The sequence below is a fragment of the Neolewinella antarctica genome (assembly GCF_011927835.1).
Taxonomy (GTDB): Bacteria; Bacteroidota; Bacteroidia; order Chitinophagales; family Saprospiraceae; genus Neolewinella; species Neolewinella antarctica.
In genome coordinates this window covers 370,212-387,535 of record NZ_JAATJH010000005.1, presented here as the reverse complement: position 1 = coordinate 387,535, position 17,324 = coordinate 370,212, and the positions used below count along the sequence as shown (strand labels likewise).

Below are 17,324 nucleotides of genomic sequence, written 5' to 3'. Positions count from 1 at the left end.
ATGTTATGTGGTGTGACATAATGTTGTTTCTTTATGAGAAAATAGCATCATGAACACTGAGTCAGCCTTCCAACCAACAATTACGCAGTTTACAAAAGCTTCTATTGATGATTTGACGTATCAGGTTGTTGGTCTTGCCATTGAGGTCCAACGTCATATGGGAGCGGGTCTTAAAGAAAGTGTTTACGAAGAGTGCCTCGCTATTGAACTGGGTAAAGCTGAAATTCCCTTTCGAAGGCAAGTTTCGTTCTATCCCATATACAAGGGTACTAAGCTTAGTATGAAGAGTGTAATTGACCTGCTTGTTGACGATATTCTTGTTGTCGAGTTGAAGGCTGTAAAGGAAGTGCTACCAGTTCACAAAGCTCAAGCCCTCAATTACATAAACCTACTGAGAATGCCAAAAGCCCTAATCCTAAACTTCAATTCAGCTAACATAGCAAATGACGGACGACTAACTTTAGTCAATGACCTTTACGCAAGTCTGCCATAAGGAATTTTGTGCTTTTTGTGTTTCTGTGGCCCAAAACTCTGGTGATTAGGATTTAACAATAAGCGTAAACCCAACCCCATGAATATTCTCAATAACAATCCGCCCATCCTGCTTTAAATACTTCCGTAGCCGGCTGATGAAGACGTCCAGCGAACGCCCGAGGAAATAGTCGTTTTCCCCCCAAATTTTTTCCAGAATATCTCCCCGTTCGCTCACTTGGTCGCGGCGGGTGGTTAGGTATTGTAGTAGTTCGGCTTCGCGGCGGGTGAGGCGGCGGGGGGCTTCCGCCTTGTAGGTGAGCTGTAGCTTGTCGAGCTCGAAGTGGTAGTCGCCGATTTGCTTGGGGTCGTAGGCCGGGGAAGAAGGGCGGACGCGGTTGCGGCGTAAGAAGACTTCAATTTTCAGGATGAGCTCCTCAATGCTGAAGGGCTTGGTGATGTAGTCGTCGGCACCGAGGCGGAGGCCGCGCAGCCGGTCTTCCTTGAGGCTCTTGGCGGTCAGGAAGAGAATGGGGACATCCTGATTCTTGGCTCGAATGCGTTCGGCCAGTTCGAAGCCGTCGACGCCGGGGAGCATGACGTCCAGCAAACAAAGATCGTAGTCAAAGCCCTCGCGGTTAATGATTTTGACGGCTTCCGTACCGGATGCACAGTGCGTCACCCTGAAATCACTAAACTCCAGATTGTCCCGCGTAACGAAGCTGAGGCTTTCGTCGTCTTCCACGTAAAGAAGGTGGGCACGGGTCGTAGTTTCAGAAGCGGGGGCGGGGTTCATGTGGCAATGGCTTGTGGGACGGGCAAAATGGGAAAGGTGATCGTAATGGTCGTGCCCGTACCGACCTCACTGTCGACTTGGATGGGCCACCCGTGGACTTTACAGATCTGCGCCACGTAGAATAAGCCCAGACCAAAGCCCTTTACGTCGTGGACGTCACCGGTCGGGACGCGGTAGAACTTCTCGAAGAGCCGGTCGCGGTGTTCCGCCGCGATGCCCGGCCCCTCGTCGGAGATACTCATTCGCAAGTTATTCCCCTCGTGAATACCGGAGACAGTAATTCTCGGCGTTTCACCGCTGTACTTGACGGCATTGTCGAGTAAGTTGTGGAGAATATTGGACAGGTGCACGGGGTCGGCTAGCAGCGGAAGCGGTTCCCGTGGGAAGTTCGTGGTCAGTTCTCCGCTGAGCTCATCCGTTCGGGCGCGGGTACTGTTGAGTAGGTCGGGAAGCAGTGTTTGCAGATCGACTCGTTCCTTCTTCACTTCAAAGCTCCCTTTTTCAATCTGAGCGATGTTGAGCACTTTTTCAACTTGCCCGTTCAGGCGCTCGTACTGTTGGTGGATCAACTGGGCGTAGCGGGAAAGTCGGGCGTCTTTCTGAATTCGTTCATCACGCAAAAAGACCCCGGCCGCGATGCGGATGGTGGACAGGGGCGTTTTGAACTCGTGCGTCATGTTGTCAATAAAATCCTTCTGCATGGAAGCCAAGCGGCGCTGACGCAGGATGACAATTACTGAGTAAATGAAAAATGCGACCGTTAGGGCAAGAATGATCGAGAGAAAAAAGACGAGCTGCATTTTTTCCCAGATGTACCCGGTGCGGGTGGGGAACTTTACGCCGAAATAGTAGAGCAATTCTTTATCCGGGGGGAGGTAACTTCCCGTCAGGTCGAGGTCCATATTTTCGTTGCCGCTCGGTGCCTGGCAGTAGGCACCGTAGGCCATTTGGTCGGAGGTACAGTCGAAGATGGCGTATTCGAAGGGTACGTCCAGGTGCAGGCGTACCAGCTCTTCCTGCATCAGCGCTTCCAACTGTAGGGCGTCAATCTCACTCTCGATGTTGACGATGAAGTAGTTGCTGGACTGCTGGCGGATAATGTCTTGACTCGGCAAATCCGCGTTGTTGGCCGCGGCGATTTGCCGGGCAACGCCGTAAAGGGCGAGTTTAGCTTTCTGGCTAAATTCAGTATCGTTGAGCCCCCAAGTCGTCACGACCCAGTAGGATTGCATCCCGACGATGCCGAGGATGGCAACAACCCCGAGAACGATGACCCGCCGAAGAACGCTTTTTTGCATGGACCTAAGTTACGAAACGTAAATATGACCGGGTCAGGGACGGGTTAGATAGATCACCGGCTTGGTTAACAACGCATTAACCGGGACTTTCAGCGGTCTAGTTACCCGGTGTGGGGTGGGAGCGAATGCGTTTTCGGTAGTTGGGATACGCGTATCTTCGGCCCCAGATGTTACCCCCACTCCGTACCACCCTCATTTTCCTGGTCCTGGTCTTAATTCAGACCGCCCTACCCGCCCAGGATCGCTCGAACCCGTTCGAGATCACTACCCGTCTGCCCACCGCGGCTGGTATGGCCGGTACGGAAAAACCTCCGGCGGGCCGTCCAAATTATTCGCCCTTCGACGTCCGGCCGGAAGCCACGAATGCCCCGCTCCTTCCCAATCTCCTTGCACCCGCGACCGCGCCACCTCCCGGAGCAACGGGGCTCAGTCAGTCTGGCCCGCTCGTCATTCAATCGACCGACCCGAATAAGGGAAAAGGTAGCATTCTGGCCATTCAGTTGCTTCTACTCGTGGCGATGGCCAGCCTCTGGGTGTTGTTCGGTGGCTTGCTGCGCCAGTGCATCCGGGGGACGGTCAACGACAGCCTCATGAACCAGATTTACACGCGGCGGTCCGGCGGGGAGGAAACGGCGCTGTGGATTTGCTACCTATTTTTCTTCCTCGTGGCGGGCTTTTTTCTCTACCTATTTGCGGTAAGTCAAAGCATCAGTCTAAACCGGGGCATCTGGAGTAGTTGGTTGACTTATGCCCTGATTGTGGCGGGCGCGGTGGGGCTAAAGCAGTGGATCATTTGGGTGCTCGGGCGGCTCTTCCCGGTGCGGAAAGAGATTAGCCGCTACGCTTTTGTGCTAATGGTCTTCTCCATTCTGGCGGGTTTGGTGTTGGTGCCGATTAATTTGGGTACCAGCTACGCTCCGGAAGCGCTGCGGCCCTGGTTTCTGTACGGCGGCCTGGCGGTGGGGGCCCTGATTTACTTATTCCATTTGGCCCGGGGTTTGTTGATCGCCGCGCCGTTGGTGGGCGCGCGGCCCGTCCACATAATTTTGTATATTTGTACCGTCGAAATTGCCCCGTTGCTCCTTCTTTACCGCTATTTAAGCAACACACTAGTCTGATTTTTTTTGCCCGTTCACCACCCGACGCGGCGCTTTTTCTCGTCCTGATTTTGGATCGCCTCCCCCTAAAGCACAACTGAAGTATAAACATATGGCCACCACAAGCGAAGAAAAACCCGCCACCACCACCAAGCCGGTAAGAAGCATCCTCGTTTCCCAGCCCGTCCCCGAACGCAGCCCGTTCGCACGCCTCGAGAAAAAATACGACCTGCGGATCGACTGGCGCCCGTTCATCGAAGTGCAGGGCCTGACCGAGAAAGAATTCCGCAAGGAGCGCATCCGCCCCGACGAGTACTCGGCCATCATTTTCACCTCGAAAATGGCCATCGAGCATTTTTTCCGAATCTGCAAGGAGATGCGGATTGAGATGAGCCAGGATACGAAGTACTACTGCATCACCGAAGCGGTGGCCAACTACCTCCAGAAGTTCATCGTCTACCGCAAGCGGAAAGTATTCTTTGGCCAGCGTACCATTCAGGATCTCGCGCCGACGCTGAAGAAACACCGGAGCAAAGAAAAGTTCCTGCTCCCCACCAACAACCTTGGCTCGCAGTTCGTCTCTAAGTACTTGACGGACAACGATTTCGACTGGACGCCCGCGCAGATGTACCGCACCGTCTCGGCCGATCTCTCCGACCTGGAAGAAGTATTTTACGACATCCTCATTTTTTATAGCCCCCTCGGGATCGACTCGCTCTACGACAACTTCCCTACTTTCGAGCAGAAGGACGCACGCCTGGCCGTTGCTGGCCGCAAGACGACGGCAGCCTGTGAGGAGCGTGGCCTGTCGGTCGACATTTCGCCCAACCCGCCGAGCGTTCCGAGCATGGAAATGGCGTTGGAGAATTACCTTAAGGTTAGTAATAAGTAGGCAGCTTCGTCATCGTTAGACAGTGCGCTTTTAGTGGGTTTTCCGCTTCGTTTATGGACTATTTGATTCAACTGCGTGCGGCCTTTGCGGATGGTATACTACCCGGACGGTCGGCACAGGTTTTGCTGGCTCCGCCGGGCCGGGAGGAATTTCCGGAGCCACCAGAAGATGCGCGGGTGGCTTCCGTGCTGGGTTTGCTTTACTACGTTGCGGACGAATTGAGCTTGCTGTTCATTCAGCGAACGAGCCCGCCGGGCGATCGCCACGGCGGTCAAATATCATTTCCGGGTGGCTCGGTTGATACGGGTGACGTTGACGCGGTGGATACGGCGTTGCGGGAGACGGAAGAAGAAATTGGCATCCCCCGGGCGGAAATCGAGCTTCTTGGTGGTTTGACGCCACTCTACATCCCGGTTAGCAATTTCGTTGTTGACCCATTTATTGGTCTGTGGCTTCCGGGGGGGGATTTGGGCGTCCCGATAGCTATCGGGACGGGTCCGAGGTTTAAATTGCAAGAAGCAGAGGTGGCGCGGGTGCTTACGGTACCGGTTGCGGAATTTATGAAGTCGGGTGCTCGAAAACTAGGTGACCAGCGAACGTCCCGTGGAATTAAGATCGAGAAGATACCTTATTACGACGTGGCGGGGGAAGAAATTTGGGGGGCCACGAGCATGATCGTCGCGGAATTAGTAGCGCTTTTACGTACTGATTCTAACCATATTTCACGAAGTTAGAACTTTAGTATTTTGTGAACGAGGCGTTCGCTTCCGCTATTCAAAATTAACACATAAGCGCCGATCGGCAACTGGCTAATGTCCACTTGCCGTTGGCTTCTGCTGCGGAGGACGCGGTAGTTGTCGACCTGCCGGCCCGCGATGTCGTACAGGTTTATGGTCCAATCATCAGTAGCACCGCCGGGCGTTGCTACGTTGACGAGATCGGATGCTGGATTTGGGTACACGCTTACGTCCGCGATGGAAGCCTCCTTATCCGAGACGTCAGGAGCTGGCAGCAAGGTCATTTTAGCAATGAATTGATACTTAGTTAGCTCGGCTCCGATCTCGGGGCGGTAGCCCCAACCCATATCCCATTCCCTATACTCACCACTAACGTAGATAGTGTTATTTACTCCGGGGCTAACCGATAGCCAGGTCACAGAACTTGCGGAGCGGTCGTCGCCGAATTGGTAGTCACTCACTAACCCGTCGTAGCGATCGTAATACTTCAGGGCGTAGAGTGGTTTTGGTACGTCTTCCAGTGTAGTTACGGACCCGGCAAACCCTCCGCCCAAGAGATAGCTACCGTCGGGACTGAAGTGAACAGCCTGGGGAATGAACCGGTCCTCGAATACATCAAAGTCGTAGGTGTTGCCGGTTGCGTCGGTTCGCAGCAGAAAGCCCCGGGTGTTGTTACAGTTCCCATTATTGACTTGGTCAAATTGACCGGTGGCGTCGGCAAACAAGCCGGCTGCGGCACCGACCAGGTAAAAGTCTCCCGTTGGGCTTTCCGCAATGCCACTGACGAAGCCGAACCCGGGGCTTGCCACCCGTTGGAGCCAAAGCCGCTCTCCGTTTGCCCCGGAGAATTTGGCTAAGTGAAAAAAGACGGGTTCTTCTAGGCACCCTCTCCCCGTAATACTGATATTAACCCCGCCCGGTGAAGCAGTCATTACTACGTTACCATCTCGATCTTCCAGTAGACCGTACACTGGGCCGGTACGAACCCAGGATAGTTCGGCACTCAACGGGGCGAGCCATTGTACCTCTGCCTGCGGAGAAAGTTTGGCGACTGCGTAAGCTGGTGCGCTGGTGGTTCGTACGGACCGGGGGCCCAGGTGAAGATTGAATTCATCTACGCGGCCCGCGATGATGAGCCCCCCGTCTTTTGCCCCGACGATGGCATCTACGTACTCCAACGAGGTGCTGAGTAATTTAAATTCATCAACCGTGCCTTCCGCTGAGATAGTGGCAATTAGTAAGTTTCTGGGGGACGTGATACTGTCCAGCACCTCGTTCCCGAACTGTACCTTTTGCTTAACGATGGAAACGAGTTGAAGTCTACCGTCCGGTAGGGGTAGTAACTTCATTAGATTCTCTGGGTCGATCCAGTGACTATTTGTGCCAGAGAAACGCCTCAACCAAAGTAACTTCCCACCGGCATCGAGCTTTCCAATAAACTGAGTATGGAAATCCTTACCCTTGGCGGATGGGCCACTGGTGCCAATATTGAGTTGGCTCCGTCCGGGGTTTCTGCTGTGCCCCGTAACGTAAGCCCCTCCGGCCAAATCAGAAGTAACACTCGAGAAACTTAGCCCGGGGAGTGAGTACGAGCCCGATGCAGAAGCACTTATCGGAGTATCCCAATCCAGGGTGATCTGCCCCGTGAGGAGCCCAGGCAGCAAAAGTAGAGCTAGGTAAAAAATATTCGATTTCACGGTGTTCGGTTTTAGGGTATGAAGATAAAAATATGACATCTGAGTTGGAAATAAAAGCGGGGGAAGACAAATGACTAATTTTTAATATTTAAGGATGCGGCACCCCTTGCATTCATCGCGCACCCCTATTTTCCTACCTTTATCCACCTTTTACAACTTAGCGCGTTATCTTCCCGAGCCTTGCTCTCTCGGTCACCTACCCTGCACCCGCGATAGCGCACATAAATAAGTCAATCACCCAAGCAAAAATATATAGTTAGCACATGGCATTCGACATTGAACTGATCAAAAAGGTCTACGCAGACCTCCCCGGCAAAGTAACCGCAGCCCGCGAAAAACTCGGCCGCCCCCTCACCCTGACCGAGAAAATTCTCTACACCCACCTCCACCCGGAGAGTCCCCTACAAGAATACGCCCGTGGCGGCGACTACGTTTTCTTTCAGCCCGACCGCGTGGCGATGCAGGACGCAACGGCCCAAATGGCCCTGCTCCAGTTCATGATGGCCGGCCGTACGGAAGTAGCCGTGCCCTCCACCGTGCACTGTGATCACCTCATTCAGGCCAAAGTCGGTGCCGACGTCGATCTCGCCGTCGCCAACGACGTGAACAAAGAAGTGTACGACTTCCTCAGCACCGTTTCCGATAAGTACAACATCGGTTTCTGGAAGCCCGGAGCCGGTATTATCCACCAGATCGTCCTCGAAAACTATGCCTTCCCCGGCGGTATGATGATCGGAACCGACAGCCACACGCCGAACGGTGGTGGTCTCGGTATGGTCGCGATCGGTGTCGGTGGCGCTGACGCCGTCGACGTGATGGCCGGTATGCCCTGGGAACTCAAGCAGCCCAAAGTCATCGGTGTTAAACTGACCGGTAAACTCAGTGGCTGGACGACCCCGAAAGACGTTATTCTCAAAGTTGCCGGCATCCTGACCGTGAAGGGCGGAACCGGTGCGATCGTCGAATACTTCGGCGAGGGCGCTAAGAGCATTAGCTGTACCGGTAAAGGAACTATCTGTAACATGGGTGCCGAGATCGGTGCGACGACCTCCACCTTTGGCTACGACGCCTCTATGTCTCGTTACCTGAAAGCCACCGACCGCGCCGACGTGGCCGAGCTGGCCGATCAGGTTGCCGAGCACCTCACCGGCGATCAAGCCTGCTACGATAACCCCGAAAAGTACTTCGACCGGGTCATCGAAATCGACCTCAATACCCTGGAGCCACACATCAACGGTCCCTACACACCGGACCGCGCTTTCCCGATCAGTGAATTCGCCGCCGCCGTGGACAAGTTCGAATTCCCTCCCGTTCTCGAAGTCGGTTTGATCGGCTCCTGTACCAACTCTTCCTACGAGGACCTCGACCGCGCCGCCAACATCGCTAAGGACGCCAAGGCAAAAGGCCTGAAGTTCAAATCAGAGTTTACGGTAACGCCCGGTTCAGAGCAGATTCGCTTTACGGTGGAGCGCGACGGCATTCTGGATGCTTTCGAGCAGATCGACGGTGTCGTGCTGGCGAACGCCTGTGGCCCGTGCATCGGCCAGTGGGCCCGCCATACGGATGACCCTACGCGCGCCAACTCGATCCTTACTTCCTTTAACCGAAACTTCGCTAAGCGGAACGACGGTAACCCCGCCACCCGCGGTTTCGTTGCCAGCCCCGAGTTAGTAACGGCCATGGCGCTTTCTGGCAGCATGAAATTTAACCCGTTGACGGACACGTTGAAGAACGACAAGGGCGAAGACGTAAAACTCGACCCACCCCGCGGTTACGAACTTCCCCCGAACGGTTTTGCCGTCGAAGATGCTGGTTTCCAGGCTCCGGCCGATGACGGTTCGGGCATTAACATCGTCGTTGACCCCACCTCCGACCGCCTTCAACTACTGACGCCCTTCAAGCCGATTCAGCACGCCCAGGTCCAGGACATGCGCTTGTTGATCAAAGCGAAAGGTAAGTGTACGACCGACCACATTTCGATGGCCGGCCCGTGGCTTAAGTTCCGCGGCCACCTGGAAAACATCAGCCAGAACTGTCTGATCGGTGCCGAGAATGCTTTTAACGGTAAGACGAACACCGTCATTAATTACCTGACGAACGAGTACCACCCGGTACCCACATCCGGCATCACGTACCGCGACCAGGGCGTGGGCCAGATCGTCGTGGGTGAAGAGAACTACGGTGAAGGCTCTTCCCGTGAGCACGCGGCCATGGAGCCCCGTTTCCTCGGTGTCCACGCGGTGCTGGTGAAGTCATTCGCCCGGATCCACGAGACGAACTTGAAGAAACAAGGTATGCTAGCGTTGACGTTCGCTAACCCTGAAGACTACGACAAGATTCGTCAGGACGATAAGATCAGCATCAAGAACTTCAGCAGCTTTGCGCCGAATACGCAATTGGAACTGACGTTCACGCACGCTGACGGTACCGCTGATGTTGTTAAGACGAAGCATACTTACAATGCGGCTCAGATTGACTGGGTGCGGGCTGGTTCTGCTTTGAATAAGATTCGGGAGGATGTGGCTGCTGGGAAGTAGATTGGAAACTCAATACAATTTTCAACGAAAACGTGGGGAAGCATCCCCACGCTACTATAGACGACCCTCCGGGCCTAAAAAATGTATAAGCCTGCTCTCGAAAGAGAGCAGGCTTTTTAATTGCAGTCTTCAAGGCAGTGGGCTAGTGTGTGTTTTTGAGTGTTAATAATTTAGTAGGGTCGAGAATGCTACATTCAACGGAAACAATGTTTATACGATCATGACCGACCTAGACACCCGCCGAAAAATCGACGCGCTCCTACAAACCTTCTATCAGCAGGCCCGCACCGACGAACTACTCGGCCCCGTATTTCTCGGCGCGCTCGGCCACGGCGACTGGTCGGGGCACCTCGGTACGGTGACTGATTTCTGGTGCACGGTGCTGCTCGGTGAGTCGAGTTATCCGGGCGGGTTCATGTGGAAGCACATGCGGCTACCGATTGCGGCGGCGCACGTGGACCGTTGGACGGAGATGTTCTCCTCGTTAATTCGGGAAACGCACATGGGGCCCGTAACGGAAGAGGCGCTACGCAGAGTTGAAATAATGGGCGAAGTGCTACGCGCAAAAATCAAGCCACGGGGCGAGCGGGGGCCGATTATTCAGTAGAAAGCAGTTAGGCACTGATGCGGGTGTAAGGTTGAGATCAAGAAAAGACTTAATTCAAGTACTTCCCAACAATCGGCAACCGCCGACCCATCCCAAAAGCTTTTTTACTCACCCGCAACACGGGCGCCGTCTGGTAGCGCTTAAATTCATTGATGTTGACTAAGCGAAGCGTTTTCCGAACGAGTTCGGCGTCGAAGCCCATGTCGATAATGTCCTGGGGAGACTGGGTCATTTCTACGTACTGATAGAGCACCGCATCGAGTTGATCGTACGGGGGTAAGCTGTCGGAGTCGAATTGGTCCGGCTTCAGTTCCGCGCTCGGTGGCTTGGTGATGATGTTTTCGGGGATGACTTCACCGTCTTTATTCATGTATCGAGCCAGTTCGAAGCATTCCGTTTTGTAGACGTCGCCGATCACGCTCAGGCCGCCACACATATCACCGTAAAGCGTACCGTAGCCGACGGCCATTTCGGATTTATTGGAGGTGTTAAGCAGGATGTTACCGAACTTGTTGGAGAAGGCCATAAGCAGCATCCCCCGGGCGCGGGCCTGGAGGTTTTCTTCGGCCAGCCCCTCCGGCTTGCCCCAGTAGAAAGGCTTCAGAACGTCCATATAACTATTGTAAATGCTTTCAATCGGAACGATGTCGTACTGACAACCCAAGTTTTCGGCTAACTGGCGGGCGTCATTCACGCTGTGGTCGGAACTGTGCTGGCTCGGCATGAGGATGCAGCGGACGTTGTCCGGCCCAAGCGCGCGGGCGGCGAGTACGGCAACCAGTGCGGAGTCGATACCACCGCTCAGGCCCAAAATAGCTTTCTTGAAGCCTAGCTTACCGAAGTAATTTTTGATCCCCATCACGATCCCATCGTGGATTAGCGTCATCTTATTTCGCGGCTGCTCGCCGGAGATGTTGTCACCCGACCAGACTTCTTCCGTGTTGAAAATACGCATGGACTCCTGGAAGTAGGGAAGCTCGTCGATCACGTCCCCTTTCTGGTTGACGACAACGGAGCCACCGTCAAAAAGCACCTCGGTTTGCGCGCCGACGTGGTTGACCAGGTAAAGCGGAATACCGTAGCGTTCCGCATTGACTTTCATGACCCGTACACGCTCGGCGGCGTGTTCGTAATTGAAGGGGGAGGCGGAGACGTTGATGATCAGATCGGGCTTGTGGGCCATCATCTGGTCCATCGGGTTGATCTTGTAGAGTGGGTTTTCGTTGCCGACGTTCCAGCTGTCTTCGCAGACGACCATGGCGATCGTTTTGTCCTGGTAGCGGACCACGTTCCATTCGTGCGCCGGCTCGAAGTAGCGGTATTCGTCGAAGATGTCGTAAGTCGGCAGCAGCGTCTTATGCTGCACCTGCTGGATGCGGCCGCCGGACAGGAAATAGACGCTATTGTACAAGTCTTTTCCCTCCACCACCGGATTGCGGCTCACGGAGCCGACGACGATCGCGATGCCTTCGGCGGCTTTTGCTAGTTCGTTTACAACTTCTTCCGCTTTGTCGATAAAGTCGTCAAACTCTAAAAAGTCGCGGGGCGGGTAGCCGGTGGTGGCTAGCTCGGGGAAGACGACGATGTCTGCGCCCTGTTCTTTTGCGTTTGCTACGTAGCCTAGCATTTTTTCTAGGTTGGCGGCGAAATTTCCTACGTGGACGTTTATTTGGGCTAGGGCTATGTTCATGGTTTTCGCTTTGGTGGGGCAAAGATAGGTTGACTTAGTTTAACTAACAAGCTAAGGTGCCTCCGGCGGTTTCCGTAGGAAGTGGAGGAGGATAAAGGAGAGAGAAGAAGGTGTGATAGTAGCACCGTCGTCACTCAGGAAACGAGTAGTGTTTATACCATTATTTTACTCGTGAAAGTCCGGCATTTGCTAAAGTGTGTAGGCCTGCTTTGTACTCCGCTGGGGAGATGTCGAGGCAGGTACGGAAATGTTCCTCCGCTAGTTGGTTGTTGCTTCTTTTCTCTTCTACTAAGCCGGCCTGTAGGGCGGATTTGCAGGCGAAGTAGGCGGGATTGTCGCGGCCCTTGGTGACGGTTTGCCCATAAAAGGATAGCGCGTTTTCGTAATCTTTGAGGCCTTCGTATACCCTGCCGGTGCGGTAGAGGAATTCTAGTTTTTCGAGTTCGGTTAGCGTTTGCTGGTCGATGGCATTTAGTTGGGCGCGGGCGCGGGTGCAATAATTTCCGTCGAAGAGCAGGCGCGCGCGGAGGAGCCCAACGTGGGGTGGTCGGTCGGCGGCGGCTTCCCGGGCGGCATTTTCGTCACCACCGGCATTGCTGCCGCCGTTGATGTTGAGAATGGTCTTGCGGTAGTTCTGCTCGTCACCTTGGAGCAGGTAGGACCAGGCGATCTTTTGCCGGGCCTCTTCCTTGAAGTGGCGACCGGCGTAGCGACTGATGAAGGACTGAAAATGAATTCTGGCGAGCGGGTCGAGGCTGCGCACTTTTGCCAAGCCGAGCATGAAATCCAGGTAAGGAAAGTCAGTTGCCGTACCGCCGCGGGGCTGGGCTTCCAAAATTCTGATGGCCTCTGCGTTTCGTCCGTTGTAGATCGCTAAATTAGCTCTGACGAAGCAGTGTAAACCGCTGGCTTCAGGATTCAGTGCCAGTTCGTTCACCATTCGGTAAGCGCGTTCGGGGTTACCCGCCAGGTGCAGCTCTACGAAGGCGGCCACTACGGTTGTTTCCAAGTAGAAAGGACTTTCTGTATCCAGCAAGGCCCGTTGCATTTCCCGCCGTCCTTCGGCGATGGTGCCGTTGAGGGAAGAAAAGAGTTCTACGCCCCATTTGTAGGAGGGTGGAATAGACCCCACGGCAGCGTGTAGGACACCAAGATCTTTATAATTCGGCAAAAAAGCGGGGAAGCGCTCAGCATTATCGCGCAGCAATTTATTAGCCCGGTTGAGGTTTCGGAAAGCGGCCAAGTAGCGCTCGAAGCGGAGGTCGATCAGGCTGCGGTGAAGGTAGTTTTCCGCCAGGGCGTAGCGGTAGAAAGGGTCGTCATCATCACCAGATTCCAGGGCTTCGTGGCGACGGTCGAAACGGCTCTCTAGCCGGGCATCGAGACGCTCGTTGCCGCTGAGGTAGAGCTGGAAGAAATCCAGGTAACTCTCCAGGTGCTCGGCGACGAGGTTGGTGGGGTTGGTGCGGCGGAAGGCCTGGATGTCCAGTTCGGCACGGTCGAGTTCGAGGGCGAAGATCTCGGTGTAGATGGCCTGGGCGCGGTCGTTAAAATCGTAGTAACGCTCTCCAGCCGTGAGGCTGGTGGCGGTAAACAGGCAGAGAAACAGGAGAGAGAATAACTTACGCATAGCGGGCAAAGATCGCACTGATTTTGTTAGCCAGTTTCCGGTCCTTTTCCGTCACCGTGTTGCCGGCGTCGTGCGTCGTCAGTTTGATGGTGACGGTGTTGTAGACGTTGCTCCAGTTCGGGTGGTGGTTAGCTGCTTCGGCGGCAAAGGCTACTTCGGCCATGAAGGCGAAGGCTTGGGTAAAGTCTTGGAACTTGTATTCTTGGTGGAGGGCGTTGTTTTCTTCTTTCCAGTTGGTCATGGGGGGCTTGGTTATCGCTTCGGTTAGACGTTGGGGCGGGGGTGAATGTTGTGGGTGCTTTCCTTTGCTTTTCCTTCATTCACCTGGCACCAGCGACCGCGCATATTTATTATGATTAGCTATTCATAACGAAAACGAGGGGCTACGCACCCTCGCTACGGTAGACGCCCCTCCGGGACTTATCCGACCATACTTCATGGAATAAATTCGTACTACTTCCGCCCCGTCCCCCGCACCTCAAACGCCGGCCGCTCCCGCACCACCGGCGGGTTCTCCTCCAATGCTTTTAAGATCTCCGTGATCGCCCGTTCCAGTTGCGGATCGCGGCCCTCATTCATCATGGCCGGCAACTGATCGACTTCGATATCCGGCGCGACGCCTTCGTTCTCCACGCTGTAACCATCCTTATCCCAGAACCCGACGTTGGGCGCGGTGACGGAACCACCGTCAATGAATTCAGGGTAACCGAGGACGCCGACCAGTCCGCCCCAAGTCCGCTTACCTACGATGGGGCCGAGGCCGTACAATTTCCACAAGTAGGGAAAAAGGTCGCCGCCGGAGCCAGCCATCTCATTGGCCAATAATATTTTCGGCCCGTGAATTGCCGCCAGCGGCCCCTGCTGATCGGCACCGTAGCGGTAGGTCCAGCTATTTTGGTAAGGCCGGCTAAGCAACTCGACGTAATAATCGGCAATCTGCCCGCCAGCGTTGAAGCGTTCGTCAACGATAATGGCTTGGCGGTTCACCTGGGGGAAGAAGTAGCGCTTGAAGTACTGGTGGCCGGCGCCGGCGGTGTTGGGGACGTATACGTAGGCTACGCGCCCGTCCGTCGCCTCGGTTACGCGTTTGAGGTTGCCCTCCACCCAGTCGCGGTTGCGAAGGTCGTATTCGCCGTCGATCGTCGTGACTTCTACGTCGCGAGAGTTGCTGCCGTCTGCGTTCGGAGCGACGGTCAAGGTAACGATGCGGCTGGCTTTGTCTTCGAAAAATCGGTAAAAGTTATCCGTACCGACGACGTTTTGGCCATCTACGGCGATGATGTATTCCCCTGCTTCTACATTGACGCCGGGCTCCGTGAGCGGGCTCCGCAAATCAGGGTTCCAGTTGAGGCCGCCGAAAATCTTTTTGATGCGGTAGCGACCATTTTCCACCGCCAGGTCAGCACCGAGGAGACCACCAGATATCCGATCGGGGCGATCCGTTAGTGGGGCGGGGCCTGAAAAACGGTGGTGGCCGACGCCGAGCTCGCTCATCATCCAGGTCATCACTTCGTAGAGATCGTCCTGGGTGGGGACCTGCGCGACGAAGGGTTCGTATTTCTCCCGCGCAGCTTTCCAGTCGACGCCGTGCATGCCGGGGTCGTAGAAGAAGTCGCGGTTGACGCGCCAGGCTTCCTGGAAGATGTTGGCCCACTCGGCGCGGGGGTCGATTTTCACGCGGAGGCCGTCGAGGCTCACCTTGTCTTCAGCTTGTTTCCCCGTATCGCCGAGCATCCAGGTGCCATCCGCGTTGACGAGCATTTTGGAGCCATTGCTGCTCAGCATAAAGCCGTCCGCCTCCATAACTTCTTTAGCCTCTTGTTCTTCCAGGGAGAAGTGCATGAGTTTGCTGCCCTCGTCGGTGCGGGAGATGAATAGCAAGCCACTTTCCGTTGCCGCGAGATTATCGTAGCTACCGGCGGACATGGGTAGGTCGATGATGCGCTGTTCAATGTCGGCAAAGTCGATTTGGACGGCGGGTGCTTCTTCCTCTTTTTTGTCTTCGTCGTCACTGTCATCGTCGTCGTCATCTACTTCATCGCTTTCACCTTCCTCCTCCAGCACCTCAACGTCGTTCATCCGCTTGAGGGGCGAGACGGTTTCGGCTTGTAACGTAACGAGGTAGACGGAGTTAGAGACTTCCATATCCTGGCTCGATTGCTGGAACCAGTTGATCGCCGGCCCGGCGTCGGTGGAGGCCGAGAGGTAGAGGTATTTCCCGTCGCGGGAAAAAATGGGTTCGGTCACGTTACTGTACCCGTCGGAGACCGGCTTACTGGCACCCGTAGCGACTTCGTACACGAAAGCGCGCTCAAAATTAGTGTTGGTTATCTTGGCGTAGGCCAGCCACTTACTGTCGTGGGACCAGCTCCCGAAGAGATCGCGATAAGCACCGGGGAAGAAGTTATCGTCCTGGTCCACCTTGGTTACTTCCCCGCTAGCGGCATCGACGACGTAAAGGTTACGGCCGTTATCGACGAAAGCGATTTGCTTGCTGTCGGGCGACCAGTGTGGGTAGGCGTAGAAGCCCGTTCCGTTAAGGTTTATTTCCCGGGCTTCGTTCGTCTTTACGTCGTAGAGGTGCAGCTGGTGCTCGCCGGATGCGTCGGAAAAGTAGGCGATCGTTTTGCCGTCGGGCGACCATTCCGGGTAGCTTTCGTGGGTGCCGGACGTGGCGGTGAGGTTGCGGACGTCGCCCTTCGAGGTCGGTGCCGTCAGAATATCACCCCGGTAATCGGCCACGACGCGCTTACCGTTCGGACTGAGGGCGACGCTGCGGAGGTGGTCCTTACCGGAGACGATGCGGGGGCGGACTTCCGGTAGGTCGGTCTTGATGTCGATGTCTATAGTCTCGGTGCGCTTCGTTGCGGGGTCGTAAGTGTGCAAACGGCCTGCTTGCTCGAAAACCATTGCACCCCCGATAGCTATCGGGGCCACGCCCAAATCCAGAATCGGGAAGTCCGTAAAATCCGTCAGCTTTTCTACCGACTTATTTTCCGGGTCGAATACAAATAAATTAAATTCCCCTTCGCGGTCCGACCGGAAATACACCTTCCCGTCAACCCACTGCGGCTGCACGTCGTTGCTGCCTTCGGTGGGGACTTCCACTACGGAATTATCATTTAAATTCTGTATCCAAATCCGGCTGAAACGACCGCCCCGGTACATTTTCCACTGTTTAAAAGCTTCGGGAAGCGGATTATAAGCAATATGCCTTCCGTCAGCGGAATACGTGGCATTCCAGGCCGTAGGGATGCCTAATCCTTCGGGGTGGCCGCCTTCGTTACCAATTAAAAACAATTGCTGGTGCGCGCGCGTGGTAACTTGCCGCCGGCTACCAAAAAGAATTTTTCGATCCGTAGGGTGCCAGTCCATTGCCTGATCGGCATCAGGGTGCCAGGTAAGCCGTTCGGGCACGCCGCCTTCGACCGGCACCGTAAATACGTCCGTATTCCCATCGTATTGCGCCGAAAAGGCGATCGTTTTTCCGTCGGGGCTGAAGACCGGGTTGCTTTCCCGCCCTTCATCGATCGTTAGTCGGCGCGGATTATTGCCGTCCCGGTCGGCGACCCAAAGGTCGTTTGCGTAGGTAAAAGCAACGTGATCCTCTGACATTGTTGGCTGGTGAAGCATCGTCGTCTGGGCGCGGACACAGGTGCAAAGTAAGGGGAGCAGGAGCAAGAAGATATGACGGCGCATGAATGGTGGTTTTATCTATTGAAATAATCAGCCTGGATACCTGGACGATATTAAACGTACATTTTGTAACCCTCTCCCCCGGCCCCTCTCCAAAGGTAGAGGGGGGACATGATAGCCGTTGGAGCAAGAAAGAAGTAATAATAAATTTTCTAAGTACTTAAAATATAGAATAT

13 protein-coding genes are annotated in these 17,324 nt (G+C 54.8%); 6 read left to right on the top strand and 7 right to left on the bottom strand.

What is annotated here, in order from left to right; translation table 11 throughout:
- The first annotated feature begins 49 nt into the window (after positions 1-49).
- A complete protein-coding gene (locus GGR27_RS15610; RefSeq protein WP_168038978.1) occupies positions 50-493 on the top strand; it encodes a GxxExxY protein in 444 nt (147 codons plus the stop codon).
- A gap of 45 nt (positions 494-538) precedes the next feature.
- Here the strand turns inward: GGR27_RS15610 and GGR27_RS15605 are convergent, their stop codons facing one another.
- Together GGR27_RS15605 and GGR27_RS15600 are read right to left on the bottom strand one after the other, a co-directional pair.
- Positions 539-1,267, bottom strand: coding sequence for a response regulator transcription factor (locus GGR27_RS15605; RefSeq protein ID WP_168038976.1), 729 nt, complete (start codon positions 1,265-1,267; stop codon positions 539-541).
- On the bottom strand, positions 1,264-2,565 hold the full coding sequence (locus tag GGR27_RS15600; RefSeq protein ID WP_168038974.1) for a sensor histidine kinase: 1,302 nt from the start codon (positions 2,563-2,565) through the stop codon (positions 1,264-1,266). The genes GGR27_RS15605 and GGR27_RS15600 overlap by 4 nt, the downstream gene beginning before the upstream one ends.
- A gap of 167 nt (positions 2,566-2,732) precedes the next feature.
- Between GGR27_RS15600 and GGR27_RS15595 the strand changes: the two genes are divergently transcribed.
- The 3 genes from GGR27_RS15595 to GGR27_RS15585 all read left to right on the top strand — a co-directional run bounded on the left by GGR27_RS15595 (position 2,733) and on the right by GGR27_RS15585 (position 5,288).
- The gene (locus GGR27_RS15595; RefSeq protein ID WP_168038972.1) at positions 2,733-3,683 is read left to right on the top strand and encodes a DUF4271 domain-containing protein; all 951 of its coding nucleotides are present in this window, start codon (positions 2,733-2,735) and stop codon (positions 3,681-3,683) included.
- Positions 3,684-3,774: 91 nt separating this feature from the next.
- Positions 3,775-4,554 carry a uroporphyrinogen-III synthase gene (locus GGR27_RS15590; RefSeq protein WP_168038970.1) on the top strand — a complete coding sequence of 260 codons (780 nt, stop codon included), beginning with the start codon at positions 3,775-3,777 and terminating at the stop codon, positions 4,552-4,554.
- Between the two features lie 53 nt (positions 4,555-4,607).
- The gene (locus GGR27_RS15585; protein WP_168038968.1) at positions 4,608-5,288 is read left to right on the top strand and encodes an NUDIX hydrolase; all 681 of its coding nucleotides are present in this window, start codon (positions 4,608-4,610) and stop codon (positions 5,286-5,288) included.
- Here GGR27_RS15585 and GGR27_RS15580 read toward each other — a convergent pair.
- On the bottom strand, positions 5,285-6,640 hold the full coding sequence (locus tag GGR27_RS15580; protein ID WP_168038966.1) for a T9SS type A sorting domain-containing protein: 1,356 nt from the start codon (positions 6,638-6,640) through the stop codon (positions 5,285-5,287). The genes GGR27_RS15585 and GGR27_RS15580 overlap by 4 nt on opposite strands.
- Before the next feature lie 611 nt (positions 6,641-7,251).
- Here GGR27_RS15580 and GGR27_RS15575 point away from each other — a divergent pair.
- Both GGR27_RS15575 and GGR27_RS15570 read left to right on the top strand, forming a co-directional pair.
- Entirely contained in the window at positions 7,252-9,525 is a 2,274-nt protein-coding gene (locus tag GGR27_RS15575; protein ID WP_168038964.1) for an aconitate hydratase, read from the top strand.
- A 220-nt stretch (positions 9,526-9,745) separates the two neighbouring features.
- Positions 9,746-10,132, top strand: a complete 387-nt coding sequence (locus GGR27_RS15570) for a group III truncated hemoglobin (protein WP_168038962.1) — start codon at positions 9,746-9,748, stop codon at positions 10,130-10,132.
- Positions 10,133-10,181: 49 nt separating this feature from the next.
- Here the strand turns inward: GGR27_RS15570 and GGR27_RS15565 are convergent, their stop codons facing one another.
- The 4 genes from GGR27_RS15565 to GGR27_RS15550 all read right to left on the bottom strand — a co-directional run bounded on the left by GGR27_RS15565 (position 10,182) and on the right by GGR27_RS15550 (position 17,151).
- The gene (locus GGR27_RS15565) at positions 10,182-11,822 is read right to left on the bottom strand and encodes an NAD+ synthase (protein ID WP_168038960.1); all 1,641 of its coding nucleotides are present in this window, start codon (positions 11,820-11,822) and stop codon (positions 10,182-10,184) included.
- A 160-nt stretch (positions 11,823-11,982) separates the two neighbouring features.
- The gene (locus tag GGR27_RS15560; RefSeq protein ID WP_168038958.1) at positions 11,983-13,452 is read right to left on the bottom strand and encodes a hypothetical protein; all 1,470 of its coding nucleotides are present in this window, start codon (positions 13,450-13,452) and stop codon (positions 11,983-11,985) included.
- Positions 13,445-13,708, bottom strand: a complete 264-nt coding sequence (locus tag GGR27_RS15555) for a 4a-hydroxytetrahydrobiopterin dehydratase (protein WP_320060360.1) — start codon at positions 13,706-13,708, stop codon at positions 13,445-13,447. Before GGR27_RS15555 ends, GGR27_RS15560 begins: the two co-directional genes overlap by 8 nt.
- A gap of 197 nt (positions 13,709-13,905) precedes the next feature.
- Entirely contained in the window at positions 13,906-17,151 is a 3,246-nt protein-coding gene (locus GGR27_RS15550; protein WP_245184690.1) for a S41 family peptidase, read from the bottom strand.
- Between the last annotated feature and the right edge of the window lie 173 nt (positions 17,152-17,324).

Excerpts from the sequence above, each read along its gene's own strand:
- GGR27_RS15605 (WP_168038976.1), bottom strand. The coding sequence starts at position 1,267 with ATGAACCCCGCCCCCGCTTCTGAAACTACGACCCGTGCCCACCTTCTT.
- GGR27_RS15560 (WP_168038958.1), bottom strand. The coding sequence starts at position 13,452 with ATGCGTAAGTTATTCTCTCTCCTGTTTCTCTGCCTGTTTACCGCCACC.
- GGR27_RS15550 (WP_245184690.1), bottom strand. The coding sequence starts at position 17,151 with ATGCGCCGTCATATCTTCTTGCTCCTGCTCCCCTTACTTTGCACCTGT.
- GGR27_RS15600 (WP_168038974.1), bottom strand. The coding sequence starts at position 2,565 with ATGCAAAAAAGCGTTCTTCGGCGGGTCATCGTTCTCGGGGTTGTTGCC.
- GGR27_RS15585 (WP_168038968.1), top strand. The coding sequence starts at position 4,608 with ATGGACTATTTGATTCAACTGCGTGCGGCCTTTGCGGATGGTATACTA.
- GGR27_RS15595 (WP_168038972.1), top strand. The coding sequence starts at position 2,733 with ATGTTACCCCCACTCCGTACCACCCTCATTTTCCTGGTCCTGGTCTTA.
- GGR27_RS15580 (WP_168038966.1), bottom strand. The coding sequence starts at position 6,640 with ATGAAGTTACTACCCCTACCGGACGGTAGACTTCAACTCGTTTCCATC.
- GGR27_RS15570 (WP_168038962.1), top strand. The coding sequence starts at position 9,746 with ATGACCGACCTAGACACCCGCCGAAAAATCGACGCGCTCCTACAAACC.
- GGR27_RS15575 (WP_168038964.1), top strand. The coding sequence starts at position 7,252 with ATGGCATTCGACATTGAACTGATCAAAAAGGTCTACGCAGACCTCCCC.
- GGR27_RS15565 (WP_168038960.1), bottom strand. The coding sequence starts at position 11,822 with ATGAACATAGCCCTAGCCCAAATAAACGTCCACGTAGGAAATTTCGCC.
- GGR27_RS15590 (WP_168038970.1), top strand. The coding sequence starts at position 3,775 with ATGGCCACCACAAGCGAAGAAAAACCCGCCACCACCACCAAGCCGGTA.
- GGR27_RS15610 (WP_168038978.1), top strand. The coding sequence starts at position 50 with ATGAACACTGAGTCAGCCTTCCAACCAACAATTACGCAGTTTACAAAA.